This window comes from Flavobacterium humidisoli (genome assembly GCF_023272795.1).
In the GTDB taxonomy this organism is placed as follows: Bacteria; Bacteroidota; Bacteroidia; order Flavobacteriales; family Flavobacteriaceae; genus Flavobacterium; species Flavobacterium humidisoli.
The window spans coordinates 4,603,022-4,623,103 of the sequence record NZ_CP096829.1 but is presented as its reverse complement, the minus strand read 5'-3'; the positions used below and the strand labels follow the sequence as shown (position 1 = coordinate 4,623,103).

General features: G+C 36.1%; 16 protein-coding genes. 8 read left to right on the top strand and 8 right to left on the bottom strand.

Features of this window, described 5'->3' with window-relative positions; genetic code table 11:
* Positions 1-10 precede the first annotated feature (10 nt).
* The 4 genes from M0M44_RS19600 (at position 11) to M0M44_RS19585 (ending at position 6,446) form a co-directional block, all read left to right on the top strand.
* Positions 11-1,165: an efflux RND transporter periplasmic adaptor subunit gene (locus M0M44_RS19600; RefSeq protein WP_248727219.1), complete on the top strand. Its 1,155-nt coding sequence runs from the start codon at positions 11-13 to the stop codon at positions 1,163-1,165.
* A gap of 5 nt (positions 1,166-1,170) precedes the next feature.
* Complete coding sequence (locus M0M44_RS19595) at positions 1,171-4,341, top strand: efflux RND transporter permease subunit (protein WP_248727218.1); 3,171 nt, start codon at positions 1,171-1,173, stop codon at positions 4,339-4,341.
* A gap of 18 nt (positions 4,342-4,359) precedes the next feature.
* Positions 4,360-5,766 carry an efflux transporter outer membrane subunit gene (locus tag M0M44_RS19590; RefSeq protein ID WP_248727217.1) on the top strand — a complete coding sequence of 469 codons (1,407 nt, stop codon included), beginning with the start codon at positions 4,360-4,362 and terminating at the stop codon, positions 5,764-5,766.
* A 179-nt stretch (positions 5,767-5,945) separates the two neighbouring features.
* The gene (locus tag M0M44_RS19585) at positions 5,946-6,446 is read left to right on the top strand and encodes a hypothetical protein (RefSeq protein WP_248727216.1); all 501 of its coding nucleotides are present in this window, start codon (positions 5,946-5,948) and stop codon (positions 6,444-6,446) included.
* A 66-nt stretch (positions 6,447-6,512) separates the two neighbouring features.
* Here the strand turns inward: M0M44_RS19585 and fucP are convergent, their stop codons facing one another.
* The 7 genes from fucP to M0M44_RS19550 form a co-directional block, all read right to left on the bottom strand.
* The gene (gene fucP / locus M0M44_RS19580) at positions 6,513-7,817 is read right to left on the bottom strand and encodes an L-fucose:H+ symporter permease (protein WP_248727215.1); all 1,305 of its coding nucleotides are present in this window, start codon (positions 7,815-7,817) and stop codon (positions 6,513-6,515) included.
* A 187-nt stretch (positions 7,818-8,004) separates the two neighbouring features.
* A complete protein-coding gene (locus M0M44_RS19575) occupies positions 8,005-8,445 on the bottom strand; it encodes a MaoC/PaaZ C-terminal domain-containing protein (protein ID WP_134142037.1) in 441 nt (146 codons plus the stop codon).
* Between the two features lie 110 nt (positions 8,446-8,555).
* Positions 8,556-9,629: a Gfo/Idh/MocA family oxidoreductase gene (locus M0M44_RS19570; protein ID WP_248727214.1), complete on the bottom strand. Its 1,074-nt coding sequence runs from the start codon at positions 9,627-9,629 to the stop codon at positions 8,556-8,558.
* Positions 9,630-9,662: 33 nt separating this feature from the next.
* Positions 9,663-10,919 (bottom strand): extracellular solute-binding protein, encoded by a 1,257-nt coding sequence (locus tag M0M44_RS19565; RefSeq protein WP_248727213.1) that lies wholly within the window; start codon positions 10,917-10,919, stop codon positions 9,663-9,665.
* On the bottom strand, positions 10,919-12,058 hold the full coding sequence (locus M0M44_RS19560) for a CaiB/BaiF CoA transferase family protein (protein ID WP_248727212.1): 1,140 nt from the start codon (positions 12,056-12,058) through the stop codon (positions 10,919-10,921). The genes M0M44_RS19565 and M0M44_RS19560 overlap by 1 nt, the downstream gene beginning before the upstream one ends.
* On the bottom strand, positions 12,055-13,206 hold the full coding sequence (locus M0M44_RS19555) for a CaiB/BaiF CoA transferase family protein (RefSeq protein WP_248727211.1): 1,152 nt from the start codon (positions 13,204-13,206) through the stop codon (positions 12,055-12,057). The genes M0M44_RS19560 and M0M44_RS19555 overlap by 4 nt, the downstream gene beginning before the upstream one ends.
* Positions 13,203-14,351, bottom strand: a complete 1,149-nt coding sequence (locus tag M0M44_RS19550; protein WP_248727210.1) for an ABC transporter substrate-binding protein — start codon at positions 14,349-14,351, stop codon at positions 13,203-13,205. The genes M0M44_RS19555 and M0M44_RS19550 overlap by 4 nt, the downstream gene beginning before the upstream one ends.
* A gap of 400 nt (positions 14,352-14,751) precedes the next feature.
* Between M0M44_RS19550 and M0M44_RS19545 the strand changes: the two genes are divergently transcribed.
* From M0M44_RS19545 to M0M44_RS19530, 4 genes are all read left to right on the top strand, one after another.
* Positions 14,752-15,606, top strand: a complete 855-nt coding sequence (locus M0M44_RS19545) for a fumarylacetoacetate hydrolase family protein (protein WP_248727209.1) — start codon at positions 14,752-14,754, stop codon at positions 15,604-15,606.
* 184 nt (positions 15,607-15,790) lie between these two features.
* Positions 15,791-16,804, top strand: a complete 1,014-nt coding sequence (locus tag M0M44_RS19540) for a zinc-binding alcohol dehydrogenase family protein (RefSeq protein WP_248727208.1) — start codon at positions 15,791-15,793, stop codon at positions 16,802-16,804.
* Positions 16,805-16,974: 170 nt separating this feature from the next.
* Entirely contained in the window at positions 16,975-17,772 is a 798-nt protein-coding gene (locus M0M44_RS19535) for an SDR family oxidoreductase (protein WP_057116106.1), read from the top strand.
* A 6-nt stretch (positions 17,773-17,778) separates the two neighbouring features.
* Entirely contained in the window at positions 17,779-18,615 is an 837-nt protein-coding gene (locus M0M44_RS19530; protein ID WP_248727207.1) for an amidohydrolase family protein, read from the top strand.
* Between the two features lie 283 nt (positions 18,616-18,898).
* Here M0M44_RS19530 and pelA read toward each other — a convergent pair whose 3' ends face one another.
* On the bottom strand, positions 18,899-20,080 hold the full coding sequence (pelA, locus tag M0M44_RS19525) for a pectate lyase (RefSeq protein ID WP_248727206.1): 1,182 nt from the start codon (positions 20,078-20,080) through the stop codon (positions 18,899-18,901).
* Between the last annotated feature and the right edge of the window lie 2 nt (positions 20,081-20,082).

The following is a 20,082-nucleotide window of genomic DNA, read 5'->3' as shown; positions in this document are numbered from 1 at the left end:
ATTTTTCACAATGAATAAGCAATCATTTTTAAGCATCCTTGCAGCATCACTTATTATCGCTTCTTGCGGTAAAAATGATAAATCCGCTCAAGCCGGAGGTGCACCTCAGATTAAAGAATATAAGACTGTTACATTACAGCCAGAATCAGCTACGTTAAACAGCGATTTTCCTGCTAGTATACAAGGACAGCAAAATATAGAAATTCGTCCAAGAGTGGAAGGGTACATCGATAAGATTTATGTTGATGAAGGAGCAGTAGTAAAAGCTGGCCAGCCATTATTTAAGATTAGTGCACCAGAATATGAGCAGCAGGTTCGTACTGCAACAGCAAGCATTAAAAGTGCTCAAGCAGAGGTGAGTACAGCAAAATTGGCTGTAAATAAAGTAAAGCCTTTGGTTGAAAAAGGCATTATCAGCAAATACGATTTAGAGTCGGCTCAATATACTTATGAGTCTGCTATGGCATCTTTAGCGCAGGCAAATGCAGCTTTAGTAAATGCCAAAGTAAATTTAGGATATACAACAGTTACAAGCCCAGTAAATGGAGTTGTGGGATCAATTCCTTTCCGTTTAGGAAGTTTGGTAAGCTCTAACACTGCAGAACCTTTAACGACAGTTTCAAGTATTGGCAACGTGTACGCTTATTTTGCAATGAATGAAAAAGCACTGCTAAATTTCACTAAAGATGCAGGAGGTTCATTAAACCAAAAAATCAAAAGTATGCCAGCAGTTTCTTTATTGCTTTCTGATGGTTCATTATACGATCAAAAAGGAAATATCGAGACGGTAAACGGATTAATCAATACAGAAACTGGTACAGTAAACGTTAGAGCACGTTTCGCAAATCCAAAAGGAATTATTAGAAGCGGAAGCAGTACAACAGTTCGTATTCCGACTGATGTAAAAGAGGCTTTGATTATTCCTCAAAGTGCCACTTTTGAATTACAAGATAAAATGTTTGCAGTAGTTGTAGGTAAAGACAAGAAAACAAGAAATGCGAATATCACGGTTCTAGAAAATTCAGCAGGTAATTATTATGTAGTTACAAGCGGTTTAAATCCTGGAGATGAAATTGTACTAGAAGGAGTAGCCTCATTAAAAGAAGGAACTGAAATTAAAGCTCAAAATCAAAGCCCAGAAAAAGTTTACGCCGATTTAAAATAAAGAAAATGTTTAAAAAATTTATACAAAGACCCGTACTCTCGACGGTAATATCTGTTATTATCGTCATCTTAGGTGTTTTAGGCCTAATTGAGTTACCGATATCGCAATATCCAGATATTGCGCCTCCAACTGTAAACGTTGCAGCAAGTTATACAGGAGCCAATGCTGATGTAGTACTGAAAAGTATCGTTATTCCGTTGGAAGAACAAATTAATGGTGTAGAAAACATGACTTACATGACTTCTACAGCAACAAATGATGGAAATGCTTCGATCAAAGTTTTCTTTAAAGTAGGAACAAATCCTGACTTAGCAGCGGTTAACGTTCAGAACAGGGTTTCAAGAGCAACAAGTTTACTGCCAGTAGAGGTAACTCAGGCTGGGGTTACAGTAACCAAAAGCCAGAGTAGTAACTTATTGATTTTCTCTTTATATAGTGATGATAAAGCGTATGATCAGACTTTTCTTCAAAACTATGCAAAGATTAACCTTGTACCCCAAATTCAGCGTGTTGTTGGGGTAGGAGATGTAACCGTTTTTGGTGCAAAAGATTACTCGATGAGAATCTGGTTGAAACCAGATGTAATGCAGCAATATAAACTGATTCCAAGTGATATTTCGGCAGCTTTAGCCGAACAAAATATCGAAGCAGCACCAGGTAAATTTGGTGAAAACGGAAATCAGGCGTTTCAATATGTAATTAAATATAAAGGACGTTTAACAAGTGCTGAGGAATTTGGGGACATTGTTATAAAATCTGTTGGAAATGGACAGATGCTGAGACTTAAAGATGTGGCTAAAGTTGAATTAGGATCTTTAAGTTATTCGTCAACAATTAAAACAAACGGTGTAGAATCGGCAGCGATGGCAATCAGCCAGACGCCCGGATCAAATGCACGTGACGTAATTATCAATTCTAAAAAGCTGATTGAAGAAGCGGCAAAAAGTTTTCCAAAAGGAATGAAGTACACTATCATGGTGGACGTTAACGAAAACTTGGATGCTTCCATCGAAAAAGTAATCCATACTTTGGTTGAAGCCTTTATATTGGTTTTCATCGTAGTATTTATTTTCCTTCAAGATTTTAGATCTACGTTAATTCCAGCAATTGCAGTTCCGGTTGCGATTGTGGGAACATTTTTCTTCCTGAATTTATTCGGATTTACGATCAACTTATTGACGCTTTTTGCGATGGTTCTCGCCATTGGTATCGTGGTCGATGATGCGATTGTCGTCGTCGAGGCCGTTCACGCCAAACTCGATCACGGATATAAATCGGCTAAAAAAGCGACGATTCATGCTATGGACGAAATCTCCGGAGCAATTATTTCGATTACATTGGTAATGGCTGCGGTATTTATTCCAGTAACTTTTATTGGTGGATCAACTGGGGTTTTCTACAAACAGTTTGGTATTACACTGGCCGTTGCGATTATTCTTTCGGCAGTAAACGCCTTGACTTTGAGTCCGGCTTTATGTGCGCTTTTATTAAAACCGCATGCCGACGATCATAAACATAAAAGTTATTTACAGCGTTTTTACACTTCATTTAACGTTGCATTCGATAATGTTACCGCTAGATACAAACGTTCAGTAAGTTTTCTTTCTGTAAAAAAATGGATTGCATTAGCTTCGATTATAATTGCTGGTATCGCATTGGTTTATATGATGAAAACTACGCCATCTGCTTTCGTTCCTTCAGAGGATCAGGGAACTGTTTTTGCTAATATTAGTTTGCCGCCATCAGCTTCTATGGAGCGTTCAGATATTATAGCAAAAAGAGTAGATAGTATTGCAAAGACAATTCCGGGAGTTAAAAATACACTTCGTATTGTCGGGCAGAACTTTACCGCTGGAGCAGGTAGTGCTTATAGTATGGTTATTGTGAAATTATATCCGTGGGATCAGCGTGATCTAAGTGTTGATGATGTAATCGGACAGCTTTTTGCTAAAACAAGCGGTATTCGAGAAGCAAGTATCTTCTTCATTTCGCCTCCAACTATTCAAGGTTTTGGACAAAGTGGTGGATTTGAATTCCAATTGCAGGATAAAGGTGGCCATACCACTTCTGAATTCTATAAAGTGAATAACGAGTTCTTAGCAAAATTATCTGAGCGTCCAGAAATTCAATATGCAACTACACCATTTAACCCTGGTTTCCCGCAGTATATGATGGATATTAATTTAGCGAAAGCGAAAGATGCAGGAGTTTCTATTAATACGATTTTATCTACTATGCAAGGATATTATGGTGGATTGTACGCTTCGAATTTCAACAAATTCGGGAAACAATATCGTGTAATGGTTCAGGCAGCTCCAGAATTTAGAGCTAATACTGAAGGGTTGAATAAGATATTTGTTAGAAATAGTGCAGGAAATATGGCGCCAATTACCGAGTTTGTAAAAATGACAAGAGTTTTTGGACCAGAATCTATTTCGAGATTTAACTTATTTACGTCAATTTCGATTACAGGTGCGCCAAAACCGGGTTACAGCTCTGGAGATGCTATTAAAGCAATTCAGGAAGTAGCTGCAGAGAGTCTTCCTGCGGGTTATGGTTACGAATTCTCAGGTTTAACACGTGAGGAATTAGCATCAGGAAGTGAGACGATTTTCATTTTCATCTTGTGTTTGGTATTCGTTTATTTCTTGTTAAGTGCACAGTATGAAAGTTATATTTTGCCATTCGCAGTATTATTCTCAATTCCGTTTGGATTGGCGGGAGCTTATTTATTTTCGATTATTTTCAAACTGAACAGTAATATTTACCTGCAGATTTCCTTAATCATGCTGATCGGACTTCTGGCGAAGAACGGTATTTTGATTGTCGAATTTGCTTTGGATAGAAGGCGTAAAGGATTGCCGGTTGTACAAGCTGCAATTGAAGGAGCTGTAGCACGTTTACGTCCAATTTTAATGACCTCATTTGCCTTTATTTTAGGATTGGTACCATTAATGTTTGCTTCTGGAGCAGGAGCTGTTGGTAATAAATCAATTGGTACTGGGGCTGTTGGAGGTATGTTAATTGGAACTATTTTAGGAGTATTTGTTATTCCGGTTCTGTTTATCATTTTCCAAAATTTACAAGAAAGAATAAGCGGTCCAGCGAAAGATGGTTATGATGACGACGACGACGATGAAGACGAAATTCATTTAATAGAAGCGCACAAAGAGTAAAATTTAATTACAAGAAAAATGACGAATAGTTCAAATAAATATATTCTACTGGTAATAACAGCCGCACTTATTAGTGCGTGCTCTGTTACCAAGAAATACGAACGTCCCACTACTTTAAAAACAGATCAATTGTACCGCGATCAGTCAACAACTGATTCAACTACAATTGCCGACATGCCTTGGAATACTGTTTTTAAAGATGAAAAGTTAAATGCATTAATTCAAAAAGGTTTAGAACAAAACCTGAATCTGAAAAATGCAATTGAGAATATTGTTCAGGCAAGAGCTTCTTTGCGTCAAAGTAAATTGGCTTATTACCCAAGCCTGCAATTAGACGCCAATGTAACGCATAACAAGCAATCTCAGGCAGGATTAAACTTTCCAGCTGGAATCAATATTAATACCTTAACAACAACTTACAAATTAGGAGTAAGCAGTTCTTGGGAGATTGATGTATGGGGAAAATTAAGCAGTTCCAAGAGAGCCGCTTTGGCAACCTATTTAGCTTCTGATGCTGCAAAACAAGCAGTTCAAACGCAATTAATTGCCGATATTGCCAATAATTACTTCTTGCTATTATCGTATGATGAATCACTAAAAATCACGGAAGAAACCTTAAAAAGCCGTATTGAAAACGTTGAAACGATTAAAGCTTTAAAAGAAGGTGCAATTGTAACTGGAGCGGCGGTTGTTCAGAGTGAAGCCAATCAGCATGCGGCAGAAGTTTTAATTCCAGATTTGAAACAAAGCATTCGTGAAACCGAAAATGCTTTAAATATCTTACTAGGGCAAGGACCTGGACCAATTGACAGAGGAGTTTTAGGATCACAGATTATTCCTGAAAAAATCGCAATCGGAATGCCTGCTCAGTTATTGAATAACCGTCCTGATGTCCGTCAAGCGGAATTTAATTTCAGAGTGGCTTTTGAGTCTACTAATTTGGCTAAAACTTATTTTTATCCAAGTCTGACGCTTACTGCAAGTACGGGATTTTCAAATTTAGAATTGAATGACTTCTTCAGCCATTCTATTTTTTATTCTATTATTGGAGGATTAACACAGCCTTTATTCAATCATGGCTTAAATAAAATGAGACTTACAACAGCACAGTCGCAACAATTGCAAGCATACAATAATTTCCAGCAAAGTCTTTTAGTAGCGGGTCAGGAAGTTTCGAATGCCTTGTACGCGTACCAGATGGCTGTTGAAAAAGAAGATTCTAGAGCGAAACAGATTGCAGCTTTAGAAAAAGCAGTAGACTTTACGCAAGAGCTTTTAGAATATAGTTCAGCAACTAATTATACAGATGTATTAACATCGCAGCAAAACCTTTTAGCAGCACAATTAAACGGAGTTAATGATAATCTTCAAAAATTACAGGCTGTTATTAATTTGTACAGAGCGTTGGGTGGTGGTTGGAAATAATTGTTTATAATGATAAAAACGTCTCAAATTTTTGAGACGTTTTTTTGAAAGGTATATCGTTTAAAAAGCACTCTTCGTCGATTAGTTTAGTAATTTTGTATAATGAATGCTTATCACGCAAATTTTTGGCATTACTTTCGATTTATATCTACTACAATTAACATTTAAATTCTAAAGACATGAAAAAGTTAGTATTCGCCTCAATGCTTTTTATGAGTGTATTTTTTGCTCATGCGCAAGTATCGATAAACGTAAACATTGGAACACCGCCTAATTGGGGTCCACAGGGTTATGACGACAGCAGGTATTATTACTTGCCAGACATTGATGTATATTATGATGTAAATCAAAGCGTATTTATTTACGATAACAGCGGGAAATGGGTTCGTGAAAAAAGACTTCCGTCAAGATATAGAGGATATGATTTATATTCAGGATACAAAGTAGTTTTGACTGATTACAGAGGAGATTCTCCTTATTACTATCACACAAAACATAGAGCCGAATATCCTAAAGGTTACCACGGAAAACCTCAAAAAAATAGAGGAGAAAAACCGAAAGGCAACAACGGAAATCATTACGGAAATGATAAAGATAATAAAGGAAAAAACAAAGGAAATAATAACTCCAAACAACAGTCAGACAAGAACCACGATCACGGTAATGGCAAACACCATTAATAAACATGACTAAAAAAAAAACGTCCCGAATTTCGGGACGTTTTTGATTTTATAATATATCTAAAATTATTCCGAAACTGTTTTCACTTTATGGCCAAAAGCTCCGAAAGAAAGAATAATCAAAAAGCAAATTAACGGAATAATATATCCTGATTGAATGTCATCATGGTTCATATCGATTAAAGTCCCCATTCCGTACGGAATAATAGCTCCCCCAACAATTGACATTACCAACCAAGAAGAACCTGTTTCTGTATTCGATTTTAAACCTTTAATTCCTAATGAGAAAATAGTTGGGAACATGATTGACATGAAAAATCCGATTCCTCCAAGAGCGTAAATAACTACAATTCCAGAGCCATAAATAGCTACTAAACATAATAAAACACTCATTACGCAGTAGATTGACAGTAAAACGTAATCTTTTACATAACGCAAAAAGAATGTCCCAATAAAACGTCCTGCCATAAAAAGGAAACCGTAGATTCCTAGATAATATCCTGCCGTTTTTTCGTCTAATCCAGCACCTTGCTGTGCAATTCTGATAAAGAAACTTGTAATACAAACTTGTGCACCAACATAGAAAAATTGGGCAGCAACTCCCCAGCTTAAATGTCTAAATTTTAAAACAGAGAAAAATCCCGGTTTAATTTCAGCTTCGGTATGTGTTGCTTTCATTGACGGCAATTGTACGAAGTAGAAAATAATGGCAACCAAAACCAAAATACTTCCTAATACGATATATGGCATTTTTACAGAAGCAGCTTCTCCTAATAAATAGGCCGCTTTTTCGGCTTCTGGCATCGCAGCCATTTGTTCTGGCGTATGATTTGTTCCAGAAAGAATAAATAATGAACCTACAATTGGAGCAACCATTGCTGCCAAACCGTTGAAAGAAGCTGCTAAATTCAATCGTTTAGAAGAAGATTCAGCTGGTCCTAATATCGCAGCATATGGATTTGCACTTGTTTCTAAAATCGTCAAACCACATCCAATTACAAATAAGGCAAATAGAAACAATTCGTAAGTTCTCGTATTGGCTGCAGGTACAAATAGAAATGCTCCAACAGCAAAAACCAGCAATCCTGTTATAATACTGTTTTTATAACCAAATCTTTTAATAAGCATTCCGGCAGGAATCGCCATAATAAAATAAGCAAAGAAAACTGAGGTATCAATTAAAGTAGATTGGCGGTTGTTTAATTCACAGGCTTTTTTTAGGTGCGGAATTAATACAGAATCTAGATTGTGCGCCATTCCCCAAAGAAAAAATAGGCATGTAACTAAAATAAAAGGAAGAAGATATTGTTTTTGATTTCCGCCTTCTGTCGGCACTTGATGTTGATCCCCGGCTTGGTTTGTAATTTGCATTTTTTAGATAGTTTTTTAGTTGTTTTTTTGAAGGTTCAAAGTGACAAAGGGACAAAGGTTCAAAGTTTTTTTAACTTTTATCCCAGCGGTACTTTTTTATTGAAGTTCAAGTGGCAAAGATTATGAGTTCAAAGTAAAGAAACCTCTGTTCCTCTGCACCTCTGCACCTTTGCAACTTGAAGAAAAATCATTTTTTCTTCACCAAAAGTAAGTGATCACATACCAAAACGACTTCACCTCGTTGGTTGATAATTTCTACATGTTCAGTTACGGTTCCCATTTCTGGATTTTTAGCTTCGCCTTTTTCAGAAATCGTAATTTCAGAGTGAATAGTGTCACCAATATGAACAGGTTTTACAAAGCGCATTTTGTCATAGCCTCTAGAAAAAGCTTCTGGATTAATTTCAGATGCCGTTAAGCCAATTCCGATGCTGAAAACCATAGTTCCGTGTGCAATTCTTTGTCCGAAGGGTTGTGTTTTACACCATTCTTCATCCATATGGTGCGGGAAGAAATCTCCCGTATGTCCGGCATGAACCACGAAGTCAGTTTCTGTGATGGTTCTGCCTAAAGTTACTCGTTTGTCGTCGATTTGATAATCTTCGAAAAAAGTGGATTTAAAATACATAATCTAATTTACTTTTTATTCGTCATACTCTTTCAAATAAATGTCAAAATCATGTTTGTTTTGAAGAGGACTTAAATTTTGTTTTTTGGTTTTGAAATATAGTGTTTTAATTACACTTCATCAAAAGAAATACCGCCATTTTTACTGCTGATATAACAGGCTTCTACCACTTTCATTGTGCCTAAAACATCTTGAACGCTGGCAGATAATATTTTATCAGAACCTTCCTTGTAGCGCATCAGATTGGACATTGCGCCAATAAATGCTTCTGGAAACCAAGATCCTTCCAGTTTAACTTCGGTCCATTCGTATTCTTTTTCATTATCTTTTTTAGCTAAAGCGTATTCAAAAACGTCTGGAAGACCGTCAGGATAATTCATCAACAAGCCCATTTTTGCTCTAATGGCACCTTTTGTTCCTTCCCATTTGATGTAACTTTCCTCATGTTTTGGACCAAAGTGATGATCATGATTCGTATTAATAACCACATGCATATCTTCGGCATAATCTAAAATAATTGTCGATCTGCTTGAAGATAATTTTTTAAGCGGATGTTTAGCCGTTTTGGCCATAACTCCTTTCGGATTTCCCAAGAAAGATCGAATACAATCAATGTAATGCACGCTGTGAAAAAGAATTTCCAATCTCGGATGTTCTTTAATTAAAGGAAATAATTCCCAAGGCGTATTTACGGTAACTTTAAATTCTAAATCGTATAATTGGCCAATAATTCCTTCATTAATCAAATAGCGGGCGGAGCTTACAAATGAAGCAAATCGAAGCTGGAAGTTGATTGCGGCAACCAGATTTTTTCTTTCGCAAACTGCTACAATTTCGCGTGCCTGAGCGAGATCATTTCCCATTGGTTTCTGAATCAATACTGCAGCTCCATCGGGAAGCTGCTCTAAAATTTCAATGTATTGATCAGGTAAAACGGTAATGTCGTAAACAGCATTTGACGGCGCATTTTTAACCGCATCGGCAACACTTTCAAAAACATGATCAATTTTGAATTGTTTCTGTAAATCGTATGCTTTTGAGATTGTTCTATTTGTAATACCAAAAACTTTAAAACCAGCCATTTCGTAAGCGGGAAGATGTGCATCTTTTACGATTCCGCTCGCCCCGATGATGATAATTGGCTGTTCTGTTTCGGGCAGTAATGGTTTATAGGGAATATTCATTTGTTCTATATTTTGAATTTGAGCCTGCCAAGTTTAATTTTTGACAGAGCTGTGTAATGTTGTTCCTTGACTTAATTGGCTAATTTTTTTCTGAGTTTCCTCTAACAATATTTCAGACGAAATATCAGTTTCAATGGCTTTCAAAACAGTACTGTCAATCAGTTCTGCTACTTTTGGCCAGATTGGTGTTTGAGGCAGTGTCAATGCATTTTCGTGCAGCATTTCCAACTTATGATAAAACGGAATTAAAGTATTAATTTCTTCATCTTTCCAAGTCGATTTCCTGCACCCAATACCTCCTTCAGTGGTTAATAATTTGTCGCTTTCTGGCGTTGTGGCAAAACGTAAAAAATCGTATGCCAGTTTTTTGTGTTTGCTTCCAGATCCAATGGTATACAGCCAATATACATTCAAAGAAGCTGTTTTATAACCCGGATCGGATGGAAGGGAAGTGATATCGATTTTTCCTTTTACTTTCGAATCTTCAATTACTTCTGCCATAGAAGCAAATCCAAACCAGTTTATGGCCATTGCAGCTTGTCCTTCGGCGAAAGCCAAACCTGCTTCAACCGAACCAAATTCTCTCGATTTTGGATGAACAGCATTTTTATCGGTGACCATTTTTCGATAGAAATCCAATGCTTTTATGGCTGCTTCATTATGAATGTCAATCTGATTTTTTTTGTTTAATAAAGAACCGCCTCTTGTCCATAATTGCAGACAAAAGTCAAAAACCATATTGTGTCCGTCTGGATAATTGGCAAAAACAGAACCGTATAAATTTTGTTCGGGACGATTAAAAAATGTTGCAATTTCTGCAAATTCCTGCCACGTTTTTGGTGTAGAAAGTTCGTAACCAAACTGTTTTTTAAAATTCTCTTTTTCCTTTTCGTTTTCAAATAAATCTTTTCGGTAGATGAGACATTCTGGTCCATCGTGAAAGGGAAGTCCGAAAATGCCATTACTTAGTTTTTGTAAATGCAAAAGCGATTTATGCCATCCAAAAGGATAATTTTCTGGTGGATTTTCTCCAATTAAGGAAAACAAATTAAGAACCGCATTTTCGTTTACAGCATCAAAAATCCAATCGGTGTTGATATGGGCAATATCCCATTTTCCTTCTTTTAAACCTTTCGCTAAAATTGTGGTTTCATACAAGTCATGAAGTTCTAAGGCAATCATTTCTGCTTCCATTTTTATATTGTTTTGAAGGCAGAAAGCATCCCATAATTTTTGAAGTGTACTTTCGAACGGATCGAATTTTCGAACGGCGATTCTAATTTTTTCCATCAGCAGTCTATAAATTCTTTAATAATTTTCTCGTTGTCTTGACCCAGTTTAGGCGAACCTTTTCCTGAAGTCAGATATTCGCCGTCTATTTTTATCGGACAGCGTGTAGTTTTATAAGTGTAGCCGTCAAGCATTTCGACTTGTTGGGTAAAATTCAACACCTTAAATCCATCTTCAGCAAATAGCTGCTGATAATTTAAAACTCCTGCACACCAAATATCTGCGGGTTCTAAAATGTCTAACCAGAACTGTGTTTCCTGCGTTTGCAAATGATCCGCAAGAATATTTTTGATTTCGTCCCTTAATGTGAATTTATTTTCAGGAAACTGTAATAAAGCATCAGATTTTAGCAGAGAAGCCAAAACAGGAATTGATCCCATTGCTAGTGCTAAATAACCGTTTTTGGTTTTGTAAATTCCGTATGGCGCGCCCAAATAGGCGTGTGCATTATTCGTTTTGGTTCGGACAGGCAATTCGCCTCCGTCATTAAAATAAGTCGTAATCGTCTCAAATTGAAAATCAAATGCCGATTCGAGCATGCTTACTTGAACCTGCGCTCCAATATTATGCGTTGCTTTTCTGTATAAGGCAGCCAAAATTCCCTGCGCCAAATGCGCTCCGGCGAGCATATCAACAATCGATAATCCCATGGGGACTGGACCGTCTTCCTGATTACCGCTCAGCCAAGTCAAAGCCGTTAAAGATTGTAAAAGCAAATCCTGACCTGGTAAATCTTTTAAATCAGGATGTTCTCCAAAACCCGAAATCGAAGCATAAATCACATTTGGATTAATGTTTTTTACGTCATCATAACTTAAACCAATGCGTTCCATAACTCCAGGTCTGAAATTATGCATCACAACATCAGCTTTAGCTAATAATTTTTTTAATTTTTGAAGTTCCTCTGGCTGTTTAAAATCAATTGCAAATGATTCTTTGTTTCTGTTGATGGTATGAAAAACAGACGATTCGCCGTTCATAATCAAATCAGAAGTATATAAAGTGCGGCAGATATCTCCCGTTCCAGGTTTTTCTATTTTTATCACACGCGCTCCCAAGTCTGCCAGACGTAAACTCGCCGACGGGCCCGAAAGAAACTGACTGAAATCTACAATTAAATAATCTTGTAATGGCTTCATTTCAAATCGTTTAAAAATTGTTCGTGTATCCTTAAATTATCGTGACCTACTTTTGGCGCTGCTTTTTCGCTTAGCAGAATTTCTCCATCCAATTGAATCGGACTTCTGGTTGTAACCAAAGTTTCGCCTTCGGCATTTTTTACGGTTTGTTTCAGCTGTAATTCATTTACAAAAGGCTGATTATCCAGTTCTTCGTAATTGAAAACTTTACCGCACCAGATTCCTTCTTTTTGCAGGATTTCAATCCAATAATCAGAAGTTTGCGTTTGAATTCTCTCGCTTAAAATCGTTCTGATTTCATCTCGTTTTTCAAACCAAAGATGTTTATCTGTAAATTCACTTAAATCTAAGCCTAATGCTTTTCCAATGAAAAGTAAATCGCCCATCGCAAGCGATAAATAACCGTTTTGCGTTTGGTAAACACCGTATGGGGCACTTAAAAAAGCATGTGCGCTTCCTTTAATATCACCTCTTTCAGGCAATTGACCACCGTCATTTAAGAAAGAAGTAATGGCTTCGAACTGCACATCGAGAATCGATTCTAATAAACTGACTTCAACCAAAACTCCTTTTTTAGTTTTGGCTCTTTTTAAAAGCGCTGCCAAAATTCCCTGTACAAAATGATTCCCGCACATTAAATCGGCTACAGCCAAACCGAAAGGAACTGGACCTTGACTTTTGCGTCCGCTCAGCCAGCTTAATCCAGAAAGCGATTGCAATAATAAATCCTGTCCCGGTTTTTTTGCCCACGGACCTTCATTTCCGTAACCTGTAATGGTTCCGTAAATAATCTGTGGATTTATAGAAAGTGTATTTTCAAAATCTAAACCGATTTTTTCCATCACACCAGGTCTGAAATTATGTGTCATAATATCAGCCTTTTCAATCAGTTTTTTAATTAAAACTAAATCGTCAGGATTTTTTAAATCGGCTGCAAAAGATTCTTTATTTCGGTTTATGGTATGAAAAAGCAAACTGCTGTCGTCTACAAATAAATCTTTGATACTCAATTGTCTGCAGGCTTCACCTTTTACAGGACGTTCGATTTTGATGACGCGTGCCCCCAAATCCGCTAGTTTTAAACCAGCAGAAGGTCCTGCCAGAAACTGACAGAATTCTAAAACAATTAATCCTTCTAAAGGCTTCATATTGTCTGAATTTTTAGAGATTCCGCGTAAAGCGAATTCATTTCTTCCAATACTTTTAGTTCGTCTCCGCTTTTCATCAGATAATTGCGAACCACATCACCTGCGTGATCTTGGAAATACATATGTCCGTAATATCTCGGACGAAGGAATGCGCGTTCTAAAGCGGGTAAAGTATTTTTGAAATAATCATGTGTCACACCATTAATTCGCTCACTTTTCCAAGCCTGCAAATGGCCTGGCTGACCGCCATTATCCGTATAAATGTTTTGCTGTACTTGAGATGAACCAGTAAATTCAGCATATTTAACCGCTTCATCAATATGCTGGCTGAAAGATGAAACCGCTAATCCTGTTCCGCCTAAAGACGAAATCATCGGATTATCATTCAATTTTACTAAATCGTAAAAATGTAAAAGTTGACGGCTGTAGCCAATTCGCGAATAATTAGAATAACCATAAGCAAACGGGCAATAAGCAATTTCATCTGAATTAACCATTGCCTCATAAACCTGAATTGGGTTTCTGTTAAAGTTAGCCGGATCAATCAATTGTGCCAATTCCCTAAACATTTGAAGCGCTTTAATTCCTGTTGTTTCAGAAATTACTTTTTCTTCAGAAAGAAAAGGAGCTTCACCTAAACTGCAGCAAAACATATAAAAACTCATTAAAACATCTACCGGAATTCCAGCAAAAGCCACTAAGCCTTTTTTAGCCAATGCCAATAAATCGTCGTAGGTTTTGGGTACTTCTAAATTATTTTTTTCTAAAAGATCCAAGCGGGCAGAGGCAACCGGAGTTGCAGCATCTATAGGAAGCGCCCATAATTTATCATGAAAAACATAACTTCCGTATGATTTTCCGACAGTGTTAATTTCTTGATCTTTAATATATTCGTTTGATAAATAATCAGATAACGGAAGAATTGCTTTGGTCTGCGCTCCAAAACCAGTCCAAGGATGATCGATTACCAATAAATCAAATCTTTTGGCTAAGTCTTCAATAGAAGCATCTGCGAATTCTTGTAAACTTCTCTTTTCCCATGAAATTTCAACTTCTGGATGTAGTTCAGTAAAACGCTGCGATGTGGCAACCATAGGAAGCAGACCTCTTGTATGGTTCCAAGTTATGCCTTTTAATTTTATCATTTTGTATAGGAATTTTGGGTAGTGAAATCGTTTGAAATAATAAATGTAAAAAATACAATTACAAAAGTAAAAATAAGATTTAAATGAACAAGAAATCCAATGTTTATTGCAGATTTTTTTTGTGTTAATCCTTATTTAGTGATATAATTTTTACAAACCATCTAAAAAATGTTATAAAAATTTAAACTTTAGTCATTTTAAGTAATGGAAAATAAAATATATCTCGAATATTAATTTTTAAAAATTACTTTTGTAATTGTAAAATTTACATTTATTGTTTTTGCTAGGCCTTTTTTATCAAAATTGAATTGGTAAATAGAAGACTTACCCATAAAACAGAAGTGTTTGATGAAGTTCATTCATCAGAAAAAAATAAACTAACAATTAAAAATATACGATTATGAAATTAATACGTTTTGGAGAAATCGGAAAAGAGAAACCAGGAGTTTTAATTGGAGAAAAGAGATATGATGTTTCTTCGATTGTAACCGATTTTAACGAAAGTTTCTTTGAGGAAAACGGATTAGAAAAACTGCAAAAAGCATTAGAAAGCAATCCGACTTTGCTAGAAGTAGACACTTCGGTACGTTTGGGATCACCGGTTGCACGACCTTCTAAAATTATTTGTATTGGTTTGAATTATATCGATCATTGCAAAGAAACAAACGCGCCGATTCCGACTGAACCTATCATTTTCTTCAAATCGACCACTTCTTTATGCGGACCAGATGATGATTTGATTATTCCAAAAAACAGCGAGAAAACAGATTGGGAAGTAGAATTGGCTTTTATTGTAGGCAAAAAAGCAAGTTATGTAGAAGAAGCGGAAGCTTTAGATTACGTTGCAGGTTATGCTTTGTTGAACGATTACAGCGAAAGAGCTTTTCAATTGGAGCGTGGCGGGCAATGGGCGAAAGGAAAAGGAAGTGATACTTTTGCACCTCTTGGACCATTTTTGGCAACCAAAGATGAAATCGCAGATGTAGACAATTTAAAGATGTGGCTGACTGTAAATGGCAAAAAATACCAAGACAGCAATACCTTAAATTTAGTTTTTAAAATTCCTTATCTATTACATTATTTAAGCCAGTTCATGACTTTGCTTCCTGGAGATATTATCAGTACAGGAACGCCTCCGGGAGTTGGTTTAGGAATCAAACCAGATCCGATTTATCTTAAAGCAGGAGATGTTGTAGAATTGGGAATTGAAGGTTTAGGGACAAGTAAACAAAAAGCTGTAGCTTATAAAAAGTAGTATAACGATCTGTTATTGTACTAACGAATGATGACGCTGATAAAACGGATTTACTTTGTAAAAACGCGGATTTAAACGGATTTTATATTTAAGAAAATTAATCAAAAATCCGTTTAAATCCGTGTCTTTGCGATAGCGAATCTGTATCATCCGCGTCTAATTAGAAATTTAAACGAAATAAAAAATGAAATATATTGTTTGCGAAAAACCGCAGGAATTTCTTTTAAAAGAAACCAGTATTCCAGAACCAAAAGAAGGCGAAGTTTTATTAAAAATAAAAAGAATTGGTATCTGCGGAACTGATATTCATGCTTTTGGAGGAACTCAGCCTTACTTTGAATATCCAAGAATTTTGGGACACGAATTGGCGGCGGAATATGTAAAAGGAAATGCAGCAGGTTTTAAACCCGGAGATAAAGTTACTTTTATTCCGTATTTCAACTGCGGAAAATGTGTGGCTTGCAGAAATGGTTTGACAAACTGCTGTGTAAATATTAAAGTTTTTGGTGTTCATATCGATGGCGGAATGGCCGAATATGTTTCAATTCCTGAACAATATTTACTGCACGGTCAAGGTTTGGATTACGATGAATTGGCTTTGGTTGAACCTTTGGCAATTGCAGCACACGGAGTAAGAAGAGCGGCTGTTAAGTCAACAGACGCAGTTTTGGTTATGGGCGCAGGACCTATCGGAATTGGTTTGATTCAATTTGCTAAAATTGCAGGAGCGAAAGTGATTGTGATGGATATCAACGATTACAGATTGAATTTCTGTAAAACAGAACTAAATGCAGATGAAACGATTAATCCGTTGAACGATGATGTTGCGCAAAAATTAGCTGAATTGACAAACGGCGATATGGCGAATGTGGTGATCGATGCAACTGGAAATCAGAAAGTAATGAACAGCGCTTTCAACTATATTTCACATGGCGGAAGATTTGTTTTGGTCGGACTTCAAAAAGGAGAATTAAGTTTCAGTCATCCTGATTTCCACAAAAGAGAATCTACTTTAATGAGCAGCAGAAATGCGACGATAGAAGATTTTGAATATGTAATGAAATGCCTGAAAGAAGGTAAAATCGATCCGAAAAAATACATTACACACAGGACGAGTTTTTCTGAAATGATTACTGATTTTGGAAATCTTATTGATCCGAAGAATAATGTGATTAAGGCGTTAATTGAAATAGAATAGTTTTTTTCTAACACATAGAAACATAGATTTTTTGTGTTATAAAAAGAGAATAAAAAAGAAACTAGTTTCTTAACACATAGCTATGTGTGTTAATGCAAGTGAAACGCCTTTATTCATCTTTAAAAACTATGTTTCTATGTGTTTAAAATAAATCTTTAATAACCACAAAAATGGATTTAAACTTAAAAAATAAAATAGTTGTTGTTTCTGGTTCGGCTGGAAAGGAAGGCAGTATTGGAGAAACGATCGTTAACAGACTAGCAGATGAAGGCGCAATTCCGGTTTTGGTTGACAGAAATGCAAGAGGTTTCGAATACGTAGAAAGACTTCAAAAAAGAGGCGTTAATTCTTTATTTGTACAAACTGACGTAACCGATCCTGTGGCAATAGAAAATGCTGTAAAAGTAATCGCAGCAAAATATGGCAGAATCGATGCTATTATTAATAATGTTGGTGTAAATGACGGTGCAGGATTAGATTCTAGCTACGAAGATTTTATGAATTCTTTGAAATTGAATGTAGTAAGTTATTTTTTATTGGCTAAATATGCGCTTCCATATTTGAAAGAATCAAAAGGAAACATCTTAAATATTGGCTCAAAAGTAGCTTTAACAGGGCAGGGCGGCACTTCAGGTTACGCTGCTGCGAAAGGCGGGGTTTTGGGATTAACGAGAGAATGGGCAGTAGATTTGATTCAGTTTGGAATCCGTTCAAATGCGATTATTATTGCTGAAAGTTATACACCTGCTTACGAAGATTGGATTAAAACATTGCCAGACGGCGAAACAGTTTTGAATAAAATCAATAAAAGTATTCCGTTAGAAAGCCGAATGACCAAAACAGAGGAAATTGCAGATACGGCACTTTTTATCATTTCAGAAAAATCATCACATACTACAGGACAATTTGTTTTTGTGGATGGAGGTTACGTACATTTAGACCGCGCTTTAATCAGCGATGTTAATTAAAAAGATATGAGTAAAAGAATAGATTCCCATCAGCATTTTTGGAAGTTTGATCCCGTTCGAGACAGCTGGATTGACGAAACGATGCAAAATATTCAGCGAGATTTTCTTCCTGAAGATTTACAGCCATTATTAAAAGCTAATCAGTTTGAAGGCTGTGTGGCAGTTCAAGCAAGTCAGTCTGAAGAAGAAACTCATTTTTTATTGGATTTGGCTTCAAAAAATGATTTCATAAAAGGTGTTGTCGGCTGGGTAGATTTACGAAATGAAAATATCGAAGAACGTTTAGACTTCTTTTCAGACCAAAAAAAGCTTAAAGGATTTAGACATGTTGTTCAAGGAGAGCCAGATGATTTTATGTATGGAGAAGCTTTTAGAAGAGGAATAGCGGCTTTAAAGCCATTTGATTATACGTACGATATATTGATTTTCGAACGTCAATTGCCGGCAGCTATAAGTTTGGTAAAAGATTTTCCAAACCAAAAGTTTGTAATCGATCATATAGCAAAGCCAAACATCAAATCAGAAACTATTTATTCTTGGAAAAGCGGCATTGAAGAAATTGCAAAGTACGACAATGTCTGGTGTAAAATCTCAGGAATGGTTACCGAAGCCGACTGGAAAAATTGGAAACCAGAAGATTTAAAACCGTATTTAGATGTAATTTTTGAAAACTTTTCAATCGATAAATTAATGTACGGATCAGATTGGCCGGTTCTTAATGTAGCTTCGGATTATAATGAAGTGGTAAAAATTTTAGAAGATTATATTTCAGGATTTTCAATTGAAGACCAGAATAAAGTTTGGTTTGAGAATGCGAATTCGTTCTACAATTTAAATAATTAATATTTAATTTTACATTTATAAAAAAAAGCGTGAATCATTAATTCACGTTTTTTTTTGTTTTTGTTTTTAAACTTTGATAAAGATTTTACTCATAAACTTGTCAAACATAGCTCGTGGTTTCAACCACGAGGACGCAATGTTACCACGTCTAGAATTGTGTTCCCGTGGTTGAAACCACGGGTTATGTTTGAAATCGCAGGCAAGGATCGACAAAAATTGGTGATATTAATTACGGATTACTCTATTGAGATTGCTTCGTTACTCGCAACGACTGAACTAAAGATTATTTCAAAACATCATTTTCCGGTGCCCATTTCTTCTGCCACGCTGGATATTTCTTTAAAACTTTTTCAGGTTTATCCGTGTACCAAGCATAACCAGTTCTTCTTTCACGGCTTACTTCTGCTAGTGAATATAAAAATTCGCTGTCACGGTCAGAGAACAAAGGTCTATGAGTTTTAAGTTCATAATAGCGAGTCCAAATTGGCGGTGCAGTAGTATCGTGTACAACTCTTACATCATTTTTGATTTTCTTGTATTTGGATGTCATTTCTGGAGCTTCAAAACTCTCGATTCTAGTGTTGTATATTTTAGAATCCTGAAACCATTTTACAGCGCTTTGCACCGCATTAATAATCTTTTCATTTGGATTATCAATGTCCATTAAAAATAAAACAACATCAACACTTTCTGCATTACAGATGCTTGGCGGTTCAAATTTGCGTGCCCAGGCAGGTTCAAGTGTTATTTCATCGTGCTGTTGACACCAAGCGGTTAATTTTCCATTGTCCTTAATCTGCATTTTCAAAATACAATCCAGTCCTTTTTGGTAGACTGTAGTTATTTTTTTTCTGGTTTTGGCATCTATAAAAGCATACTCTGAATCATTATTTACAATCTTTTTTAACAGATTCATGATTCCCATATATGCTCCATCATTAAAAGTAATATGACGGCTGTAGCCTTTTTCTAAAGGAAAATATTGTGGCCAGCCTCCGTTTGAGTACTGTGCTTTTATAATGAAATTTATTCCTCTTAAAGCGCCATCTTTATGTCTCGAATCTTTTGTAAGCGTATATACTTGTGCCAGATAATGAATGTGAGTATAAGTCGTTTCATTATCAAAAGTAGTATGCTCAATATATTTTGTCTTAACCACACTGTCAATCTGCTGTGGAGTCAGAATGGCTTTCATATCATAGTTTTTTGGCCATCCGCCATTGTCACGCTGGAAATACAGAATATTATCGGCGATTTTGGTATAATCCGTTTCAGCATATTTAGGCTGATTCGGAACTGGATTTATGATATTGCTCGGATCTTTAATAAAATACCAATGATTTGTGCCGTCTGTAAAAGGTTTTGTACTGATTTCACTTGATTGCGCATTCGAGCATACAAATGAAAGCGTACAAAAAGCTGATAAAAGCAATTTAGAACTCGTTGCGGAATTTACTTTGAACATAT

Bases quoted from the DNA above. Each gene is read 5' to 3' on its own strand.
- M0M44_RS19540 (WP_248727208.1), top strand. From the start codon at position 15,791: ATGAAATATATTGTTTGCGAAAAACCGCAGGAATTTCTTTTAAAAGAA.
- M0M44_RS19565 (WP_248727213.1), bottom strand. From the start codon at position 10,919: ATGGAAAAAATTAGAATCGCCGTTCGAAAATTCGATCCGTTCGAAAGT.
- M0M44_RS19530 (WP_248727207.1), top strand. From the start codon at position 17,779: ATGAGTAAAAGAATAGATTCCCATCAGCATTTTTGGAAGTTTGATCCC.
- M0M44_RS19570 (WP_248727214.1), bottom strand. From the start codon at position 9,629: ATGAATATTCCCTATAAACCATTACTGCCCGAAACAGAACAGCCAATT.
- M0M44_RS19600 (WP_248727219.1), top strand. From the start codon at position 11: ATGAATAAGCAATCATTTTTAAGCATCCTTGCAGCATCACTTATTATC.
- pelA (WP_248727206.1), bottom strand. From the start codon at position 20,080: ATGTTCAAAGTAAATTCCGCAACGAGTTCTAAATTGCTTTTATCAGCT.
- M0M44_RS19590 (WP_248727217.1), top strand. From the start codon at position 4,360: ATGACGAATAGTTCAAATAAATATATTCTACTGGTAATAACAGCCGCA.
- M0M44_RS19575 (WP_134142037.1), bottom strand. From the start codon at position 8,445: ATGTATTTTAAATCCACTTTTTTCGAAGATTATCAAATCGACGACAAA.
- M0M44_RS19535 (WP_057116106.1), top strand. From the start codon at position 16,975: ATGGATTTAAACTTAAAAAATAAAATAGTTGTTGTTTCTGGTTCGGCT.
- M0M44_RS19545 (WP_248727209.1), top strand. From the start codon at position 14,752: ATGAAATTAATACGTTTTGGAGAAATCGGAAAAGAGAAACCAGGAGTT.
- M0M44_RS19550 (WP_248727210.1), bottom strand. From the start codon at position 14,351: ATGATAAAATTAAAAGGCATAACTTGGAACCATACAAGAGGTCTGCTT.
- fucP (WP_248727215.1), bottom strand. From the start codon at position 7,817: ATGCAAATTACAAACCAAGCCGGGGATCAACATCAAGTGCCGACAGAA.
- M0M44_RS19585 (WP_248727216.1), top strand. From the start codon at position 5,946: ATGAAAAAGTTAGTATTCGCCTCAATGCTTTTTATGAGTGTATTTTTT.
- M0M44_RS19555 (WP_248727211.1), bottom strand. From the start codon at position 13,206: ATGAAGCCTTTAGAAGGATTAATTGTTTTAGAATTCTGTCAGTTTCTG.
- M0M44_RS19595 (WP_248727218.1), top strand. From the start codon at position 1,171: ATGTTTAAAAAATTTATACAAAGACCCGTACTCTCGACGGTAATATCT.
- M0M44_RS19560 (WP_248727212.1), bottom strand. From the start codon at position 12,058: ATGAAGCCATTACAAGATTATTTAATTGTAGATTTCAGTCAGTTTCTT.